This is a genomic window from Pedobacter gandavensis (assembly GCF_032677645.1).
Taxonomy (GTDB): Bacteria; Bacteroidota; Bacteroidia; order Sphingobacteriales; family Sphingobacteriaceae; genus Pedobacter; species Pedobacter gandavensis_A.
The window spans coordinates 186,839-201,796 of the sequence record NZ_JAVTSB010000001.1 but is presented as its reverse complement, the minus strand read 5'-3'; the positions used below and the strand labels follow the sequence as shown (position 1 = coordinate 201,796).

General features: G+C 40.2%; 12 protein-coding genes. 10 read left to right on the top strand and 2 right to left on the bottom strand.

The genetic code is table 11. The features are described from left to right. Positions 1–23: 23 nt before the first annotated feature. Positions 24–602, bottom strand: coding sequence for a phosphoribosylglycinamide formyltransferase (purN, locus tag R2Q66_RS00825; RefSeq protein ID WP_316745932.1), 579 nt, complete (start codon positions 600–602; stop codon positions 24–26). 654 nt (positions 603–1,256) lie between these two features. Here purN and rpsT point away from each other — a divergent pair. From rpsT to R2Q66_RS00775, 10 genes are all read left to right on the top strand, one after another. After that, positions 1,257–1,511: a 30S ribosomal protein S20 gene (gene rpsT, locus R2Q66_RS00820; RefSeq protein WP_316745930.1), complete on the top strand. Its 255-nt coding sequence runs from the start codon at positions 1,257–1,259 to the stop codon at positions 1,509–1,511. Positions 1,512–1,570: 59 nt separating this feature from the next. Then, on the top strand, positions 1,571–2,266 hold the full coding sequence (gene radC, locus R2Q66_RS00815) for a RadC family protein (protein WP_316745928.1): 696 nt from the start codon (positions 1,571–1,573) through the stop codon (positions 2,264–2,266). A 6-nt stretch (positions 2,267–2,272) separates the two neighbouring features. Beyond that, on the top strand, positions 2,273–3,109 hold the full coding sequence (locus R2Q66_RS00810; RefSeq protein ID WP_316745927.1) for an endonuclease/exonuclease/phosphatase family protein: 837 nt from the start codon (positions 2,273–2,275) through the stop codon (positions 3,107–3,109). Positions 3,110–3,166: 57 nt separating this feature from the next. Further along, positions 3,167–5,566, top strand: coding sequence for a phenylalanine--tRNA ligase subunit beta (pheT, locus tag R2Q66_RS00805; protein WP_316745926.1), 2,400 nt, complete (start codon positions 3,167–3,169; stop codon positions 5,564–5,566). Positions 5,567–5,614: 48 nt separating this feature from the next. After that, positions 5,615–5,905: a hypothetical protein gene (locus tag R2Q66_RS00800; protein WP_316745925.1), complete on the top strand. Its 291-nt coding sequence runs from the start codon at positions 5,615–5,617 to the stop codon at positions 5,903–5,905. Between the two features lie 32 nt (positions 5,906–5,937). Continuing rightward, entirely contained in the window at positions 5,938–6,228 is a 291-nt protein-coding gene (locus R2Q66_RS00795; RefSeq protein ID WP_316745922.1) for a cell division protein ZapA, read from the top strand. A 309-nt stretch (positions 6,229–6,537) separates the two neighbouring features. Continuing rightward, positions 6,538–8,100: a ribonuclease Y gene (gene rny / locus R2Q66_RS00790; RefSeq protein ID WP_316745920.1), complete on the top strand. Its 1,563-nt coding sequence runs from the start codon at positions 6,538–6,540 to the stop codon at positions 8,098–8,100. Positions 8,101–8,225: 125 nt separating this feature from the next. Beyond that, positions 8,226–8,732: a DUF962 domain-containing protein gene (locus R2Q66_RS00785; RefSeq protein WP_316745917.1), complete on the top strand. Its 507-nt coding sequence runs from the start codon at positions 8,226–8,228 to the stop codon at positions 8,730–8,732. Between the two features lie 112 nt (positions 8,733–8,844). Next, positions 8,845–11,625, top strand: a complete 2,781-nt coding sequence (locus tag R2Q66_RS00780) for a TonB-dependent receptor (protein ID WP_316745915.1) — start codon at positions 8,845–8,847, stop codon at positions 11,623–11,625. Between the two features lie 98 nt (positions 11,626–11,723). Further along, complete coding sequence (locus tag R2Q66_RS00775) at positions 11,724–13,118, top strand: hypothetical protein (protein WP_316745913.1); 1,395 nt, start codon at positions 11,724–11,726, stop codon at positions 13,116–13,118. 64 nt (positions 13,119–13,182) lie between these two features. Here R2Q66_RS00775 and R2Q66_RS00770 read toward each other — a convergent pair whose 3' ends face one another. Next, positions 13,183–14,934: a lysophospholipid acyltransferase family protein gene (locus R2Q66_RS00770; protein WP_316745912.1), complete on the bottom strand. Its 1,752-nt coding sequence runs from the start codon at positions 14,932–14,934 to the stop codon at positions 13,183–13,185. Positions 14,935–14,958 lie beyond the last annotated feature (24 nt).

Here is a 14,958-nt window from a genome sequence, read left to right as displayed (position 1 = left end):
AAGATAACCGGCCCTTGCTACAGTTATTTTTTGATCTTTTTGATAATCGATTCTACCACGCGTGGATAATGGTTATGCTCCAGTTGCTGGCCTTTAAATTTGATCATTTCCAGGTTGTCGTCTTTTTCAATGCGGTATTTTGCCTGGTAAATGTATTCCCCTTCATCGTAGTTTTCATCCACATAGTGAATGGTAATTCCACCTTCAGGCTCATTTGCTGCCATTACTGCATGGTGTACATGATCGCCATACATGCCTTTTCCGCCAAATTTAGGGAGGATTGCAGGGTGAATGTTGACAATACGTCCCGGGTATTCCTGAATCAGATTTTTAGGAATCAGCCATAAGAAGCCAGCCAGTACAATCAGGTCAATTTCCAGATTTTTCAATAAGCCAGTGATCTTATCGGTATGATAAAATTCATTCCTGTCGAAGATGTGTGAAGGGATCTCGAAATTATCTGCACGTTGTAATACGTAAGCGTCAGGGTTGTTGGTCAGTACCAATGCGATTTCTGCTTCCGGATGATGTTTGAAATGCTCCATGAGTTTCTGGGCATTAGAACCCGAGCCCGAAGCGAATATGGCGATGCGTTTTTTCATAGGTGCATTTTATTTAAGGGAAATCAAGCAGGTACTGTTCTGGTCTAAAAAGGCCGGTAATAATTTTTCAAAAATAGTATTTTAAGGCTTCATCGGAAGTTTTTTGTTGCTTTTTGTCTTTTTGTGGCAAATAGGAGGCTGGTTTTCCTTTTCTGAGCGGGGGTTGTGGTCGGGTTGTGGTCGGGAAGAGTGGCATCTTCGGATAGCGCATGGAAAGGGTTCAGCATAAGTTGTTCATAGTTTGCTGTGGGTTTAATTATCCAGACCCTTTCCCATAGTTTAGGCAACCCTAACTAAAAACAGCGCTCTTTCCAACCAGTACCAAAGCGCTTTTCATTGCTTTTCGTACTTTTTCTCTTTATGTCGATTTTTCTGTTACCTTTGTCGCAGAATGCAAAACAGCTGTAAGGCGATGCGCATACTCAATAGCGGATGCTGATCAGGAATTGAAATTTTTAAACAATCCGGGCTTTCTAAAGTATTATAAATCAATAATTAAGATTTATTGAAAATATTTACGAGTTCATTTTGCATATTAAAAACATTAATTCTATATTTGCAGTCCGAAAAAAAGGAAAAACAAAAGGCTGGTAGCGGTTGGGTTTGTGCCCAATATTCTTGAAAGCTTTAAAAGGAATATTATAATATTGAAAAATGGCAAATCATAAATCTTCGTTAAAAAGAATTAGAGCAAACGCAACTAAACGTTTACGTAACAGATATCAGGCAAAAACTACTCGTACCTTTATCAAAAGGTTACGTGCTGCTGAAGATCAAAAAACAGGAAAAGAGTTATTACCGAAAGTAATCTCTATGTTAGATCGTTTAGCTAAGAAAAATGTTATTCACAAGAATAAAGCAGCTAACAACAAATCTAAATTGACTAAATTTGTTAATGCTTTAAAATAAGCATAGCTTTACAATATTATAGACGGGATGTGCTTATGGCATATCCCGTTTTTTTGTTTATGGCTAATTATGAACAGAGAATAGGAATTAAGCAATGGGCAGAAGCAGACCGGCCCCGGGAGAAATTAATGCTTCATGGGCGCAGGCAGCTGACGGATGCGGAACTGATTGCAATATTGATCGGTTCAGGGAATTCAGAAGATACCGCAGTAGATTTGAGTAAGCGCATTCTGGCTTCCTGTAATCAGGACCTGGATGTGCTGGGCAGATTAGAAGTGAAGGATTTATGTAAGTTCCGCGGAATTGGCGAAGCGAAGGCAATCTCCATTGTGGGCGCATTAGAACTCGGCCGAAGGCGTAAACCCGGTACCACAGCAAAGGTCAGGATCGGTGGTTCTGAGGATTGCCACAAGGAGTTTTCCCCGGTACTGACCGATTTACCACACGAAGAATTCTGGATCTTATTGCTCAACAGAGCCAATGAGGTGATTGTCAAACATCAGGTCAGTAAGGGCGGTTTAACCGGAACCGTAGCTGATCCGAAAGTGATCTTTAAGATCGCACTGGAGCATAATGCCGCTTATGTGGTGCTGGCACATAACCACCCCTCCGGAAATTTAAAACCCAGTGCCGAAGATATTACCCTCACCAAAAAACTGGTGGCGGCCGGGAAATTACTCGATCTGTACATTCTGGATCACTTAATTATTACAAACAAATCTTACTTTAGTTTCAATGAGGAAGGCTTACTTTAGCCAGTCATGAAGAAATTGATACAACTCAGTCTCGCTTTGCTGCTTACGGCGGTAACGGCCAGCGCACAGCAAGGGAAACCCTTTCAGGTGATGTCTTATAACATCCGGTTAAATGTAGCCTCTGATGGCGTAAACGCCTGGCCAAACCGCAAGGATGAGGTCAAAGCTTTAGTCAGGTTTCATGATGCTGATATTCTTTGTGTGCAGGAGGCTTTGCCTTTACAGGTAGATCAGCTGTTGGAAAACACCAATTATGCGATGGAAGGGGTAGGCCGTGAAGACGGGAAGCGTGCCGGGGAGTTTTCTGCCATCTATTATGACAAATCCAGATTTGTGAGAAAAGACGGCGGCACCTTCTGGTTGTCGGAAACACCAGACCAACCTTCTAAAGGCTGGGATGCGGCATTGAACAGGATTTGCTCCTGGGTAAGGTTGTACGACCGCCTCAATAAAAAGGAGTTTTTGGTGTTCAATACCCATTATGACCATATCGGAGTGCAGGCAAGGATTGAATCGGCAAAGCTGATTAAGCGTAAAATACAGGAAATTGCACCGGCTTTGCCTGTTGTGCTTACCGGAGATTTAAACGTGACTCCGGAAACGGAGGCGATTGCGACGATTAATTCTTTCCTTACAGATGCTAAAACTGCTTCCATCGAACCTCCTTATGGTCCGGAGGGAACATTTAATAACTTTAAGTTCGACAGCCCTTTAAACCAAAAAATTGATTACATCTTTGTGAACAAAGGTTTTAAGGTGTTAAAGTTTGGCGTGTTATCAGATAGTAAAAATTTGAGGTATCCATCGGACCACTTACCAATTATTGCCCGTTTATCTTTCTAAGAGGTTTACACCGACGGCATTATTTTATATCTTTGCATTTTATACTGAACATAGAACATGAAGATATCATACAAGTGGCTGACACAATTTCTGACAACTGATAAAACTCCTGAAGAACTTTCCTTAATCCTGACTAATATCGGGCTGGAAGTAGAAAGTCTGGAAACCGTACAACCGATTGCAGGTGGTTTAGAAGGTTTGGTGATTGGACACGTCATCAGTTGTGTGCAACATCCTAATGCGGATCGTTTACGCGTAACTACAGTAGATGTAGGTACGGGAACAAATATTCAGGTGGTTTGCGGTGCGCCAAATGTTGCGGAAGGCCAGAAAGTGGTAGTCGCTACAGTTGGTACTACCGTTTATCCAAATGAAGGTGAGCCTTTCAAGATCAACAAATCGAAGATCAGAGGCGAAGTTTCTGAAGGGATGATCTGTGCTGAAGATGAAATCGGATTGGGTGTTTCTCATGATGGGATCATGGTGCTTCCGGCAGATACTGTAGTTGGTATCACTGCTAAAGCTTACTTCAAGCTGGAAGATGATTATTTGTATGAAATCGGATTGACGCCTAACCGGGCTGATGCGGCTTCCCATTTAGGCGTAGCCAGAGATTTAGCGGCTTATTTACGTACGCCGGTAACCATGCCTGATGTTGCTGCTTTTAAAACAGCTAACGAAAGCCTGACGATTCCGGTTACCGTTGAAGATACCGAAGCCTGCCCAAGATATAGCAGCGTTTCTATTTCCGGGGTAACGGTGGCAACTTCGCCAGACTGGTTACAGGACAAATTGAAAATTATCGGCATTCGCCCGATCAATAATATCGTAGACATTACCAATTATGTATTGCATGAATTGGGACAACCTTTACACGCTTTCGATGCGGATCAGCTGACAGGCGGTCAGGTTATCGTGAAGAAATGTGCAGAGGGTACACCTTTTGTAACCTTAGATGGGGTAGAACGCAAGCTTTCTGCAGAAGATCTGATGATCTGTAATGCAGCAGCGCCAATGTGTATTGCCGGTGTATTTGGAGGTAAAAACTCAGGTGTAAGCGAAACTACTACGAACATCTTCCTGGAAAGTGCTTATTTCGATGCTAAATCGGTACGTAAGACTTCCAAAAGACATAACTTGAAGACTGATGCTTCTTTCCGTTTTGAGCGTGGTACTGATCCGGATATGACGGTTTTCGCGTTGAAACGTGCGGCGTTGTTGATTCAGGAATTGGCTGGTGGAGAAATCTCTTCTGCTGTTTCTGATATTTATCCAAATCCAATCCCTGCATTTGATGTGGAAGTAAACTACCACAACATCAATAAACTGATTGGCGTGGAAATTCCTCATGAAGAGATTAAAGCGATCATCACGTCATTGAATATGGAAGTGGTTGCCGAAACTGCTGAAGGTCTTTCTTTAAAAGTACCTACTTATAAAGTAGATGTAACCCGCGAATGTGACGTTACAGAAGAAGTATTGAGAATTTACGGTTACAATAACATTGAGATTCCAACTAAAGTGAATGCTTCTTTATCTTACGGTACGAAACCGAATAAAGAGCAAACCCAACATGTGATTGCGGATATGTTAAGCGCAAATGGTTACCTGGAGATCTGGTGTAACTCACTAACTAAAGGTGCTTATTCTAAAGTACCGGAAGAAGCAGTTCATATTCTGAATCCATTAAGTTCTGATTTGAATGTGATGCGTCAGGCCTTGTTAATGCCGGCTTTAGAAAGTGTAGCGTATAACCTGAACAGAAAAACTACAGATATTAAGTTTTATGAATTCGGTAAGACTTATCATTTGATCAATGAAAAATACGTAGAACGTCCGCGTTTACTATTGGTATTGTCTGGATCCACTCAATCGGAGCAATGGAATCAGAAACCAACACCGGTAACTTTCTATAACCTGAAAGCAGCGGTTGATGCGGTCATCGGTCGTATGGGAATTACCAATTACCAGTCTGAAGAAGTGAGTGATGAAAATTTCGCTTATGGCTTAAAGTATTTCAGAGGCGACAAAGCGATTGTTACTTTTGGTGCGGTGACTGCGGCTGATCAAAAAACTGCTGATGTGGAGAAAGACGTATTTTACGCAGATTTCGACTGGGCATTGATGCTTGACATCATCAGAAAAAATAAAATTGTGAACAAGGAAGTGTCGAAATACCCGGCGGTAAGAAGAGATTTATCGATGTTGGTGGACTTAGATGTGACCTTTGATCAATTGAAAACTATTGCTTTTAAAACAGAGAAGAAGCTGATTAAGAGCGTACAGGTATTCGACGTTTACGTTGGAGACCGTTTGCCGGAAGGAAAGAAATCGTATGCCCTGAACTTCACTTTGCAAGACGAGGAGCAGACCTTAACCGACAAGCAAATTGATGCGGTGATGCAAAAGATTATTTCTAACTTAGCGCAAACAGCAAAAGCAGAAATAAGAAAATAATTTATTGCTTTTATATATTTTTTAGATTAGTACAAAAACTTTAATAACATGTCTTCGGTTGCCGATCAATTAAACTCCGTATTGCAAAAAACAGCCCGCGTAATCGAGCTCTGTAATGCCTTACAGGAAGAAAACGATTTATTAAAGCAAGAAAATCAATCTGTAAAAGTAGCCCTGGATAGCTCCAAAAATCAACGTGCAGACCTGGAAGAAAAGCTCCGTGTACTGAAATTGGCGAAGAGTATTGAGGGTACAAGTGAAAAGACACTTGATATAAAGCAAAAAATTAACGATTTTGTGCGTGAAATAGATAAGTGCGTGGTCTTACTGAAGAAGTAAGGAAAACAGAAAAAGTGAAACAAAGCTAAGAAATGGGAGAAATCTCTATAAAAATAACTATTTCCGATCGTATCTATCCTTTAAAGGTGAATACGGAAGAGGAAGAAATTGTGAGGCGGGCAGCAAAGATTATCAATGAGCGCATAAAGGACTATCAGGAAAATTATGCGGTTAGAGATAAACAGGATTTGCTTTCTATGGCAGTGCTGCATTTTGCAACAGCAGTACTGAGGGTAGAAAACCAGGTTCAGGATCAGGATACTGTAGTCGCCGAAAAGGTAGAGGAACTGGATAGTTTATTAAATGATTTTTTCTCCAAATAGGATCGTTCTTTATATGAGTTAAGATTAGCACAACGATATAGCCGCAGCTAGATTTTTGAGTTTCACAATTTTAAAAACTTAACACTTCAATATTTATAGAATTAAGAGGGTGTATTTCATTTGCATTTATGTACCTGAAAATGACTTAAATTCTAATTATAACTCGTTGAGGTTTTTAATACGTGGGACTCTTTGAACTGGTTGCGGTTTTTTTTACAGGCAAAATTTACGTTGCCGTTATGGGAAAGGAACACCAGGAGTTGTTCGTCCCGCAGGGCAAGGGAAATATATAAATAGAGATGAATTAAAATGGAAATAACAGGAATAATTGGATATGTACTGGCCGGCTTAGTTGTTGGTGTAATCGTAGGTAGATACCTGCTGCGTACCCTGCTTAAAAATCAGGAAATTGCGGCGCAAAACAAGGTGAAAAAAATTCTTAAAGATGCAGAGCTTAAAGCTGAAATTCTCAGAAAAGACAAAGCTCTCGAAACAAAAGAGAATTTTCTAAAGTTGAAAACTGACCATGATCAGGAAATCAACACAAAAAATAATCAGATTAATCAGCGTGAAAACGCGATGAAACAGAAAGAACAATCTGTCAATCAGCGTTTGGAAAACATGACCCGCAAGGAGCAAGAGCTGGATAATCAAAAAAAGAACCTGGAGAAACAAACGGAAGTAACCGTTAAAAAACAGGAAGAAGTAGATGTGTTGAAAAATCAACATGTGAAACAGTTGGAAACCATTGCCGGTCTTAGCGCAGAAGAAGCGAAAAACCAGTTGGTAGAAAACATGAAGCAGGAAGCCCGTACACAGGCGATGATTCAGGTAAAGGATATTGTAGATGAAGCCAAACTAACTGCAACGAAAGAAGCGAAAAAAGTGGTGATTCAAACGATTCAACGTACCGCAGTAGAAGCAGCAATTGAAAACACGGTTTCTATTTTCCATATCGAAAGTGATGAGATTAAAGGTCGTGTAATTGGTAGAGAAGGACGTAATATCCGTGCTTTAGAAGCCGCTACAGGGATTGAAATCATCGTTGATGATACACCGGAAGCAATTATCTTATCTGGTTTTGACCCGGTAAGAAGAGAAATTGCCCGTTTAGCTTTACACCGTCTGGTAACAGATGGCAGGATTCACCCTGCACGTATCGAAGAGGTCGTAGCGAAAACGAAAAAACAAATTGAAGATGAAATCGTAGAAATCGGTGAACGTACCGTGATCGATTTACAGATTCATGGTTTACACCCTGAGCTGATCAGAATGGTAGGTCGTATGCGTTACCGTTCTTCTTACGGACAGAATTTATTACATCACTCGCGTGAGGTAGCTAATTTCTGTGCAACGATGGCTGCTGAATTAGGCTTAAATGCTAAAATGGCGAAACGTGCCGGATTATTACACGATATAGGTAAAGTACCTGATGATAACCCTGAATTGCCTCACGCAATCTTAGGTATGCAACTGGCGGAAAAATATAAGGAACATCCTGAAATTTGTAATGCTATTGGTGCTCACCATGACGAGATCGAGATGACTTCTATGATTTCACCAATCGTTCAGGCTTGTGATGCCATCTCTGGTGCGCGTCCGGGTGCCCGTCGTGAGGTAGTAGAAAGCTATATCAAGCGTTTGAAAGAACTGGAAGAACTAGCCCTTTCTTACCCTGGTGTAGAGAAAACTTTCGCTATTCAGGCAGGTAGAGAACTTAGGGTAGTGGTAGAAAGTGAAAGAGTAACGGATCAGCAGGCAGAATTGTTAGCAGCCGATATCTCTAACCGCATTCAAACAGAAATGACTTACCCGGGTCAGATTAAGGTCACAGTAATCAGGGAAACCAGATCTGTTTCTTTTGCGAAATAATTGATAACCAGCGCTTAAGTAATTAAGCATACTAATATTTAAAGCGAAAGCGGTGGAATTATCCATCGCTTTCTTTATTTTTACTAAAATCCAATATCGGATAGCTACAAAAGATGAAGAATCACATGAAGACGAAAGCAGTAGAGAAAAGCAAAGTGGATGTTCTTTTTGATAAATACGCAGAAAGCCATCAAAATCATACCAATGAACTGATCCATTGGATATGTGTACCCTTAATTGTTTTTAGCCTGTTGGGTTTAGTATGGGCCATTCCTTTTCCACACCTTGCCTTCCTGGGTAAGTACAATGGTTTTGTGAACTGGGCTTCCTTCCTGATCGCCTTCTCCGTGTATTATTACTATAAGCTATCTCCGGTTATGTCTTACCTGATGCTGTTATTCATCTGCCTGATGTCTTTCTTTATCGTGATGCTGGAGAAGTGGGAACTTGCCGGCGGACCAGCAGTATGGTTGGTTTGTGCAGTGATCTTTGTAGGCGCCTGGATCGGCCAGTTTATCGGCCATAAGATCGAAGGTAAGAAACCTTCATTTTTAGAAGATGTTAAGTTTTTGTTAATTGGCCCAATTTGGTTATTGCACTTTATATGCAAAAAAATCGGGTTGAAATATTAAACCAAACCTCATTTAACATGAAGTTAACACGCTGGTAAAGGAATGGTAATTTTCTGCTAATATAAGCCTAACATTGTGGTAATAGCTTTGCCTGAAATAAAAACAGGGAAAATTGAAATCACAACTAAATCTCAAAAAGGCATTAATTACCATTTTATTCGTAATTATTGGCAGCACAGTGTTTGCTCAAAACGGCAAAATTTCTGGTAAAGTATCTGATAAAAAGACAGGGGAAACACTGATCGGTGTAACGGTTAAAATAGCAGGTACCACTAAAGGCACCTCTACTGATGTGGAAGGTCGTTATGTGATTGCAGCTTTGGCAGCAGGAAAGTATACGATCGAAGCTTCTTATATTGGTTATGCCACTAAACTGATCACCGATGTACAGGTGAAAGCTGGTGCTTCTACTCCGATTGATATCGTGATGGAAGAGTCGAATTCACAAAAACTGAATGAGGTAGTGATTACTGCTACAGCAAGTAAGGAATCGGTGAATACGCTTTTTGCCAACCAGAAAGCCAGCATCAGTATTTCAAGTGGTATCTCTGCGGAACTGATTAGAAAGAGCCCGGATAAAAACACTTCCGAAGTGTTGAAGCGTGTGAGTGGCGCAAGTATCCAGGACAACAAGTTTGTGATTGTTCGTGGATTATCTGATCGCTACAACTCAGCCATGCTGAACAACTCGATGCTTCCAAATACTGAAGTAGATAAAAGAGCATTTTCTTTTGACATCCTTCCTTCTAACCTGATTGATGCCATCGTGATCAACAAAACTGCCTCAGCAGATATTCCAGCTGATTTTTCGGGTGGTGTAGTACAGATCACAACCAAAGACTTTCCTGATAATCCTTTCCTGAATTTATCTTTAGGAACGTCTATCAATATGCAATCGGCTTTTAAAGATTTTTATGTAGCACCAAGAGGTGGTCTGGAAGCTTTAGGGATTTATGATAAAGGAAGAGATATTCCAAAAGGTTTCCCATCTACAGATGTGTTCAGAGCCCTGGAACCTAATTCAGCAGAAAGATTTAATTTATCCAGAAAATTCAAAAATAACTGGGGTTATAACAAAGTGACCGCTAAACTGGGTCCGATCTTTCAATTGAATTACGGGACTAGTAAAGTGTATAAAGACGATTCTAAATTCGGAACCGTATTGTCATTGACTTACAGATATGATGAGAAATTGAAAACTTCAGACCAGAAGGCTTATACCGGACAGGCGTTGGGAGATCAGTATCATGACAATCAATATAACTTCAATACCAATATCGGGGCTTTAGCCAACTTCGCTTACTCCTGGGGTACCAATAAAATCACCTTGAAAAACATTTACAACAGGGTGCTTGAAAACCAGTTTACCATTCGTGATGGTAAAGATGATTCTGGTAGCGGATTTATCAGAACCAGTGATTACTTATTGCAACGTTCTTTATTGTCTAACCAGTTAACCGGTGAGCATTTATTAAGCGAAGGCAGTAAAATCAAAATGGATTGGAATTTAAACTATGCCAATACAGATAGAAAAGAGCCGGGTTACAAACGCATGGAGTATTCTAAAGATGGGGTAGCTGCAATTCAACTGGCGAGTGCAGATGCTAAACTTGCTGGTAATTTCAACTCTAAGTTGAACGAGGATGCTTATGGTGCTGCCTTAAACTTTACCATTCCGGTTTCCTGGTTCCAGGATAAAAACAAAATTAAGGTCGGATATTTTGGAAATTATAGAAAACGTGATTTCAGTGCAAGAACTTTAGGTTTCGTTAAAAACGGTAATTTTGATAATTCTTTACTGACTTTACCACAAGATCAGATTTTCGCTCCGGAAAATATCCGCCCGAATGGATTTGTATTGGATGAGATTACCAATGGTGCTGATCGTTATGATGCGAGTGCTTTGCTGAATGCTGGTTATGCCATGTTTGATGGTTATCTGACTGATAAAATTAGATTTAGTGCAGGTGCAAGGTTAGAGTCTTACCAGTTAAAACTGAATAGTAGAGACAATGGTAAACCAGTAAACATAGATTCTACCGCGGTAAATCTATTGCCATCTGCCAACCTGATCTATAACTTAACAGATAAAGCGGATATCCGTGTTTCTGCTTCCCAGACTGTTGGACGTGCGGAATTCAGAGAGCTAGCGCCTTTCCCTTTTTATGATTTCAATAAAAACATGAACATCAGGGGTAATGCTGCTTTGAAGCAATCAAAAACTACCAATCTGGATTTAGGGTATGCCTTTTATCCTGCTTCAGGAGAAACCTTCTCCGTATCTACCTTCTATAAGTACTTCGATTCGCCGATAGAGCAGACACTACAATTGGGTGGTGGTAGATCATTAAGCTATGCGAACTCTGAATCAGCTACTGTTTATGGAATTGAATTGGAATTCAGAAAATCACTGAAATTCCTGGGGGAACGATTCAACAACTTTACCTTCAATACCAATGCTTCTTATATTAAGTCGGAAGTGATTGTTTCTAAGTTGGTAAATAAAAATGGAGTAAGACCATTGCAGGGACAGTCGCCATACCTGATCAATGCAGGCCTAACTTATAATAACACTGCTGCGAATACTTTGGGTGTGACTTTATTATACAACAGGGTTGGTCCACGCATCTGGGCAATCGGTAACGTAGAAGATCCTGATATTTATGAGTATTCAAGAAACGTATTGGATCTTCAGGTTTCTAAGAAGTTTGCAAAATCAAGAGCAGAGGTAAAACTGAACTACAGCGATATCCTGAACAACAAAGCTTATTACTATCAAAAGGTAAAAGGTTCAGATCCAAATGCGTCTTTCGACAAGAAAACGGATAACATAAACATTGCAGACCGTTTTGGTTCTTCAATCTCTATTGGCTTCTCTTACAAAATCAAATAGCCTTAACAATAACTTAACAACTATAGCGGCTATTCTTAATTCATACTTAATATTGGATTAATGTAGCCGCTGTAGATTTGACTAAACAATAAACAGACATGAAAAATAGATTAAACTTAAGCCTGTTAGCATTATTAGTTACAGGAGCTACAGCAATAACTGGTTGTAAAAAAAGTGGTGGTGATTCAATTATCGATCCTATTGTAGACCCTGCTGTTCCTGCTACATTAGCGGATGCGTTTTTTGATAAAGTAAGTTACAGAGGAGCTTTTGGTACAACAGATTGGACTGCCAACTGGACTAACTTTTCACCAAAAACAGCAGTATACGGTGCAACTACTGTGACCTTATCAGGTGATATTTCTGCTAACACCACTTTAGATGCTTCGGTAGTTTATTTGTTAAAAGGATTTGTATATGTTAAAAGTGGAGTTACCTTAACGATTCCTGCGGGAACGGTAATTCGTGGCGATAAAGTTTCTAAAGGTACCCTTGTTGTTACCCGTGGTGGTAAGATCAATGCGGAAGGAACTGCTGCAAAACCAATCGTGTTCACTTCAAATGAAGCAGTAGGCTCAAGAGCTCCTGGTGATTGGGGTGGGATTATTATCCTTGGTAAATCGACCAACAACATTCCTGGTGGTGAAGGTTTGATCGAAGGTGGTTTAACTCTTCCTGAAGGAAATCACGGTGGTACTATTCCTGATGACAATTCTGGTGTACTTAAATATGTACGTGTAGAATTCCCTGGTATTGCCTATACGACTAACAATGAGATCAACGGTATTACTTTTGGTTCTGTAGGATCTAAAACAGTAGTGGATTACGTTCAGGTTTCTTTCTCTGGTGATGATTCATTCGAATGGTTTGGCGGTACTGTAAATGCAAAACACCTTGTTTCTATTGCAAACGTGGATGATATATTTGACTTTGATAACGGTTTCTCTGGTAAACTACAATACTTAGTCGCACAAAGAAATCCGGAATTAGCAGATCAGGCTGGTCAGTCTAACGGGATTGAGTCTGATAACTCGGAGAAAGTTTGGGATTCTAATCCAAGAACACGTCCGGTAATCTCTAACATGACTTTAATTGGTCCTGGTATTACTGCTGATGCAAAACATGAATATGCTAACTTATGGAGAAGAGGTTCGAAAATGGTATTAGCGAACTCTGTATTCATCGGATTTAAATACGGTATCGATATCCGTGATAAAGAAACCGGTGATGCTTTAATGGCTACTACTGATGGAAACTCATTGATCAAAAATAACATTTACCAATCGTTTACAGTAGGTAAAGATATTGTAGCAAGTGGTTCACCTGCATCTTTTGCAAGTGCAGATTTGCTTAAAACTTACCTGACTTCAAAAGGAAATACCTTTATTGATGGAACTGCAGCAGCTTTATTGTTGGAAAGTCCATTTAACTTAACTGCTCCTAACTTCTTATTGAAAGCAGGTTCTGCAGCAGCTGCCGGCGCAACATTCTAAGCTAAGGTAGATACGATATAAAAATCCCCCTGGAGTTTATCTTCAGGGGGATTTTTTGTTGTTCTTAGAAGTTCTTGCCAACCTTCTCCAGCATTTCTGCAGGAATGTTCTGCATATCTACCAGGAGGAATCCATCCAGACAGTCGGAGAATTTAGGGTCAATATTGAAACAGATGATTTTCGCATTCAGGTTCATGTATTGTCTTAATAATACCGGAATCTTAATGTGTGTGTTCTCAATATCTGAGATCAAACTATCCAGGTCCTTTAAAGATTCACTGCTTTCAACCAGCAGGTTCTTATCAATGGCAGATAAGTCTGCTTTAAACTTGTTCTTAGGCTTCACAAAAGCCGCCAGTTCGTAATCAAAGTGGTTCTTCGTAATGTAATCCACAATCAGTGATTTGGAGAACTTAGAGAAGTTATTACTGATACTTACCGGACCGAACATATAACGGTACTGTGGATTGTCGAGCAGGTACTTTAAAATTCCTTTCCAAAGCAAGAACAGTGGTAATGGTTTTAACTGGTATTCCTTGCGGATCCATGAACGGCCAAGCTCTATTCCTTTTCGCAGGATCGGGTAAAACGGTTCTTTAATTTTGAAAAGTTCAGAAAGGTAAAATCCTCTTCTGCCCATGGTATCCAAAATCTCATCGCCTTTACCAATGCGGTAAGCACCTACAATGTTTTGCTTTTCTTTATCCCAGATAAAAAGGTGGTGATAATAGATATCGTAGTTATCCAGGTCGATTTTTTTGTTCGTTCCTTCACCAACTTCTCTGAAAGTAATCTCGCGTAAGCGGCCGATTTCTCTCAGGATATTTGGAATACTAGTGGTTGGCGTGATGTAAACTTCGTAGTTTTTCTCCTGCCATACCCTGAACGTTTCCAGTTCCTCAATCTCCGATACAATCAGTGAACGATCGGTTTCCTCAATGACAGGCTCCGGTTTCTTTTTGATCTTGAAAAGATTGATTGGATTGAATAGCTTTTTCTCTTGTTCCAGGCCTGTTCCTAAGGCATAGGTACGGGCACGTAAGAAGTCGAGCAGCTTATTGGTGTTGTTTCTGTAAGAGATATCCTGGATATGAATCGGCTTTCCTATTCTTACTTTTATTTTAAGGCCTTGCTTATTCAGGAATTCTGAAGGAAGTTTGGCGGTTCTTAACGTTGGGTGAATGAAACTCAAAATATTAAACAGAACACCGTTATTACCATGGAAATAAATTGGCACTACGGGTACTTTTGCACGGGCAATTAATTTACCTACTACCGGATGCCATAGGCGATCGGTAATTTCCTGTTTGTCCAGGCTAAAAGTAGATACCTCACCGGCAGGGAAAATCCCGATTGGTGTTCCGCTTTGCAATAAATCGAAAGTCGCTTTAAGGCCGCTGATGCTGGAAGTATGTTGTACGTTCTCGAATGGGTTAACAGCAACAAAAAATTCGCTGAGGTTAGGGATCTTTTTAAGGATAAAGTTGACCATTACTTTGGCTTCCGGTCTCACGGTACATAGCAGTTTTACTAGTGCTAAACCTTCAATACCGCCGTAAGGATGATTGGCTATCGCAATAAAACCGCCGGTTTTAGGGATGCTTTTCAGGTCGTCCTCATCAAAATCTATCGTAACGCCAATGGTCTCTAATATTTTGTCAACAAATTCTAATCCGTTATAATGTTTGTTCTGAGAAAAAACCTTGTTGATGTCATTCAGTTTCATCATCTCCATAAGCAAGGCTGCCAGGCCAGGCACGCCCAGCTTATCTATTTTTGTGGCCTCTGCAAACTCTTCTGTGGTTATGATCTTCATCTAATTTTTTGTGTGAATATAAAG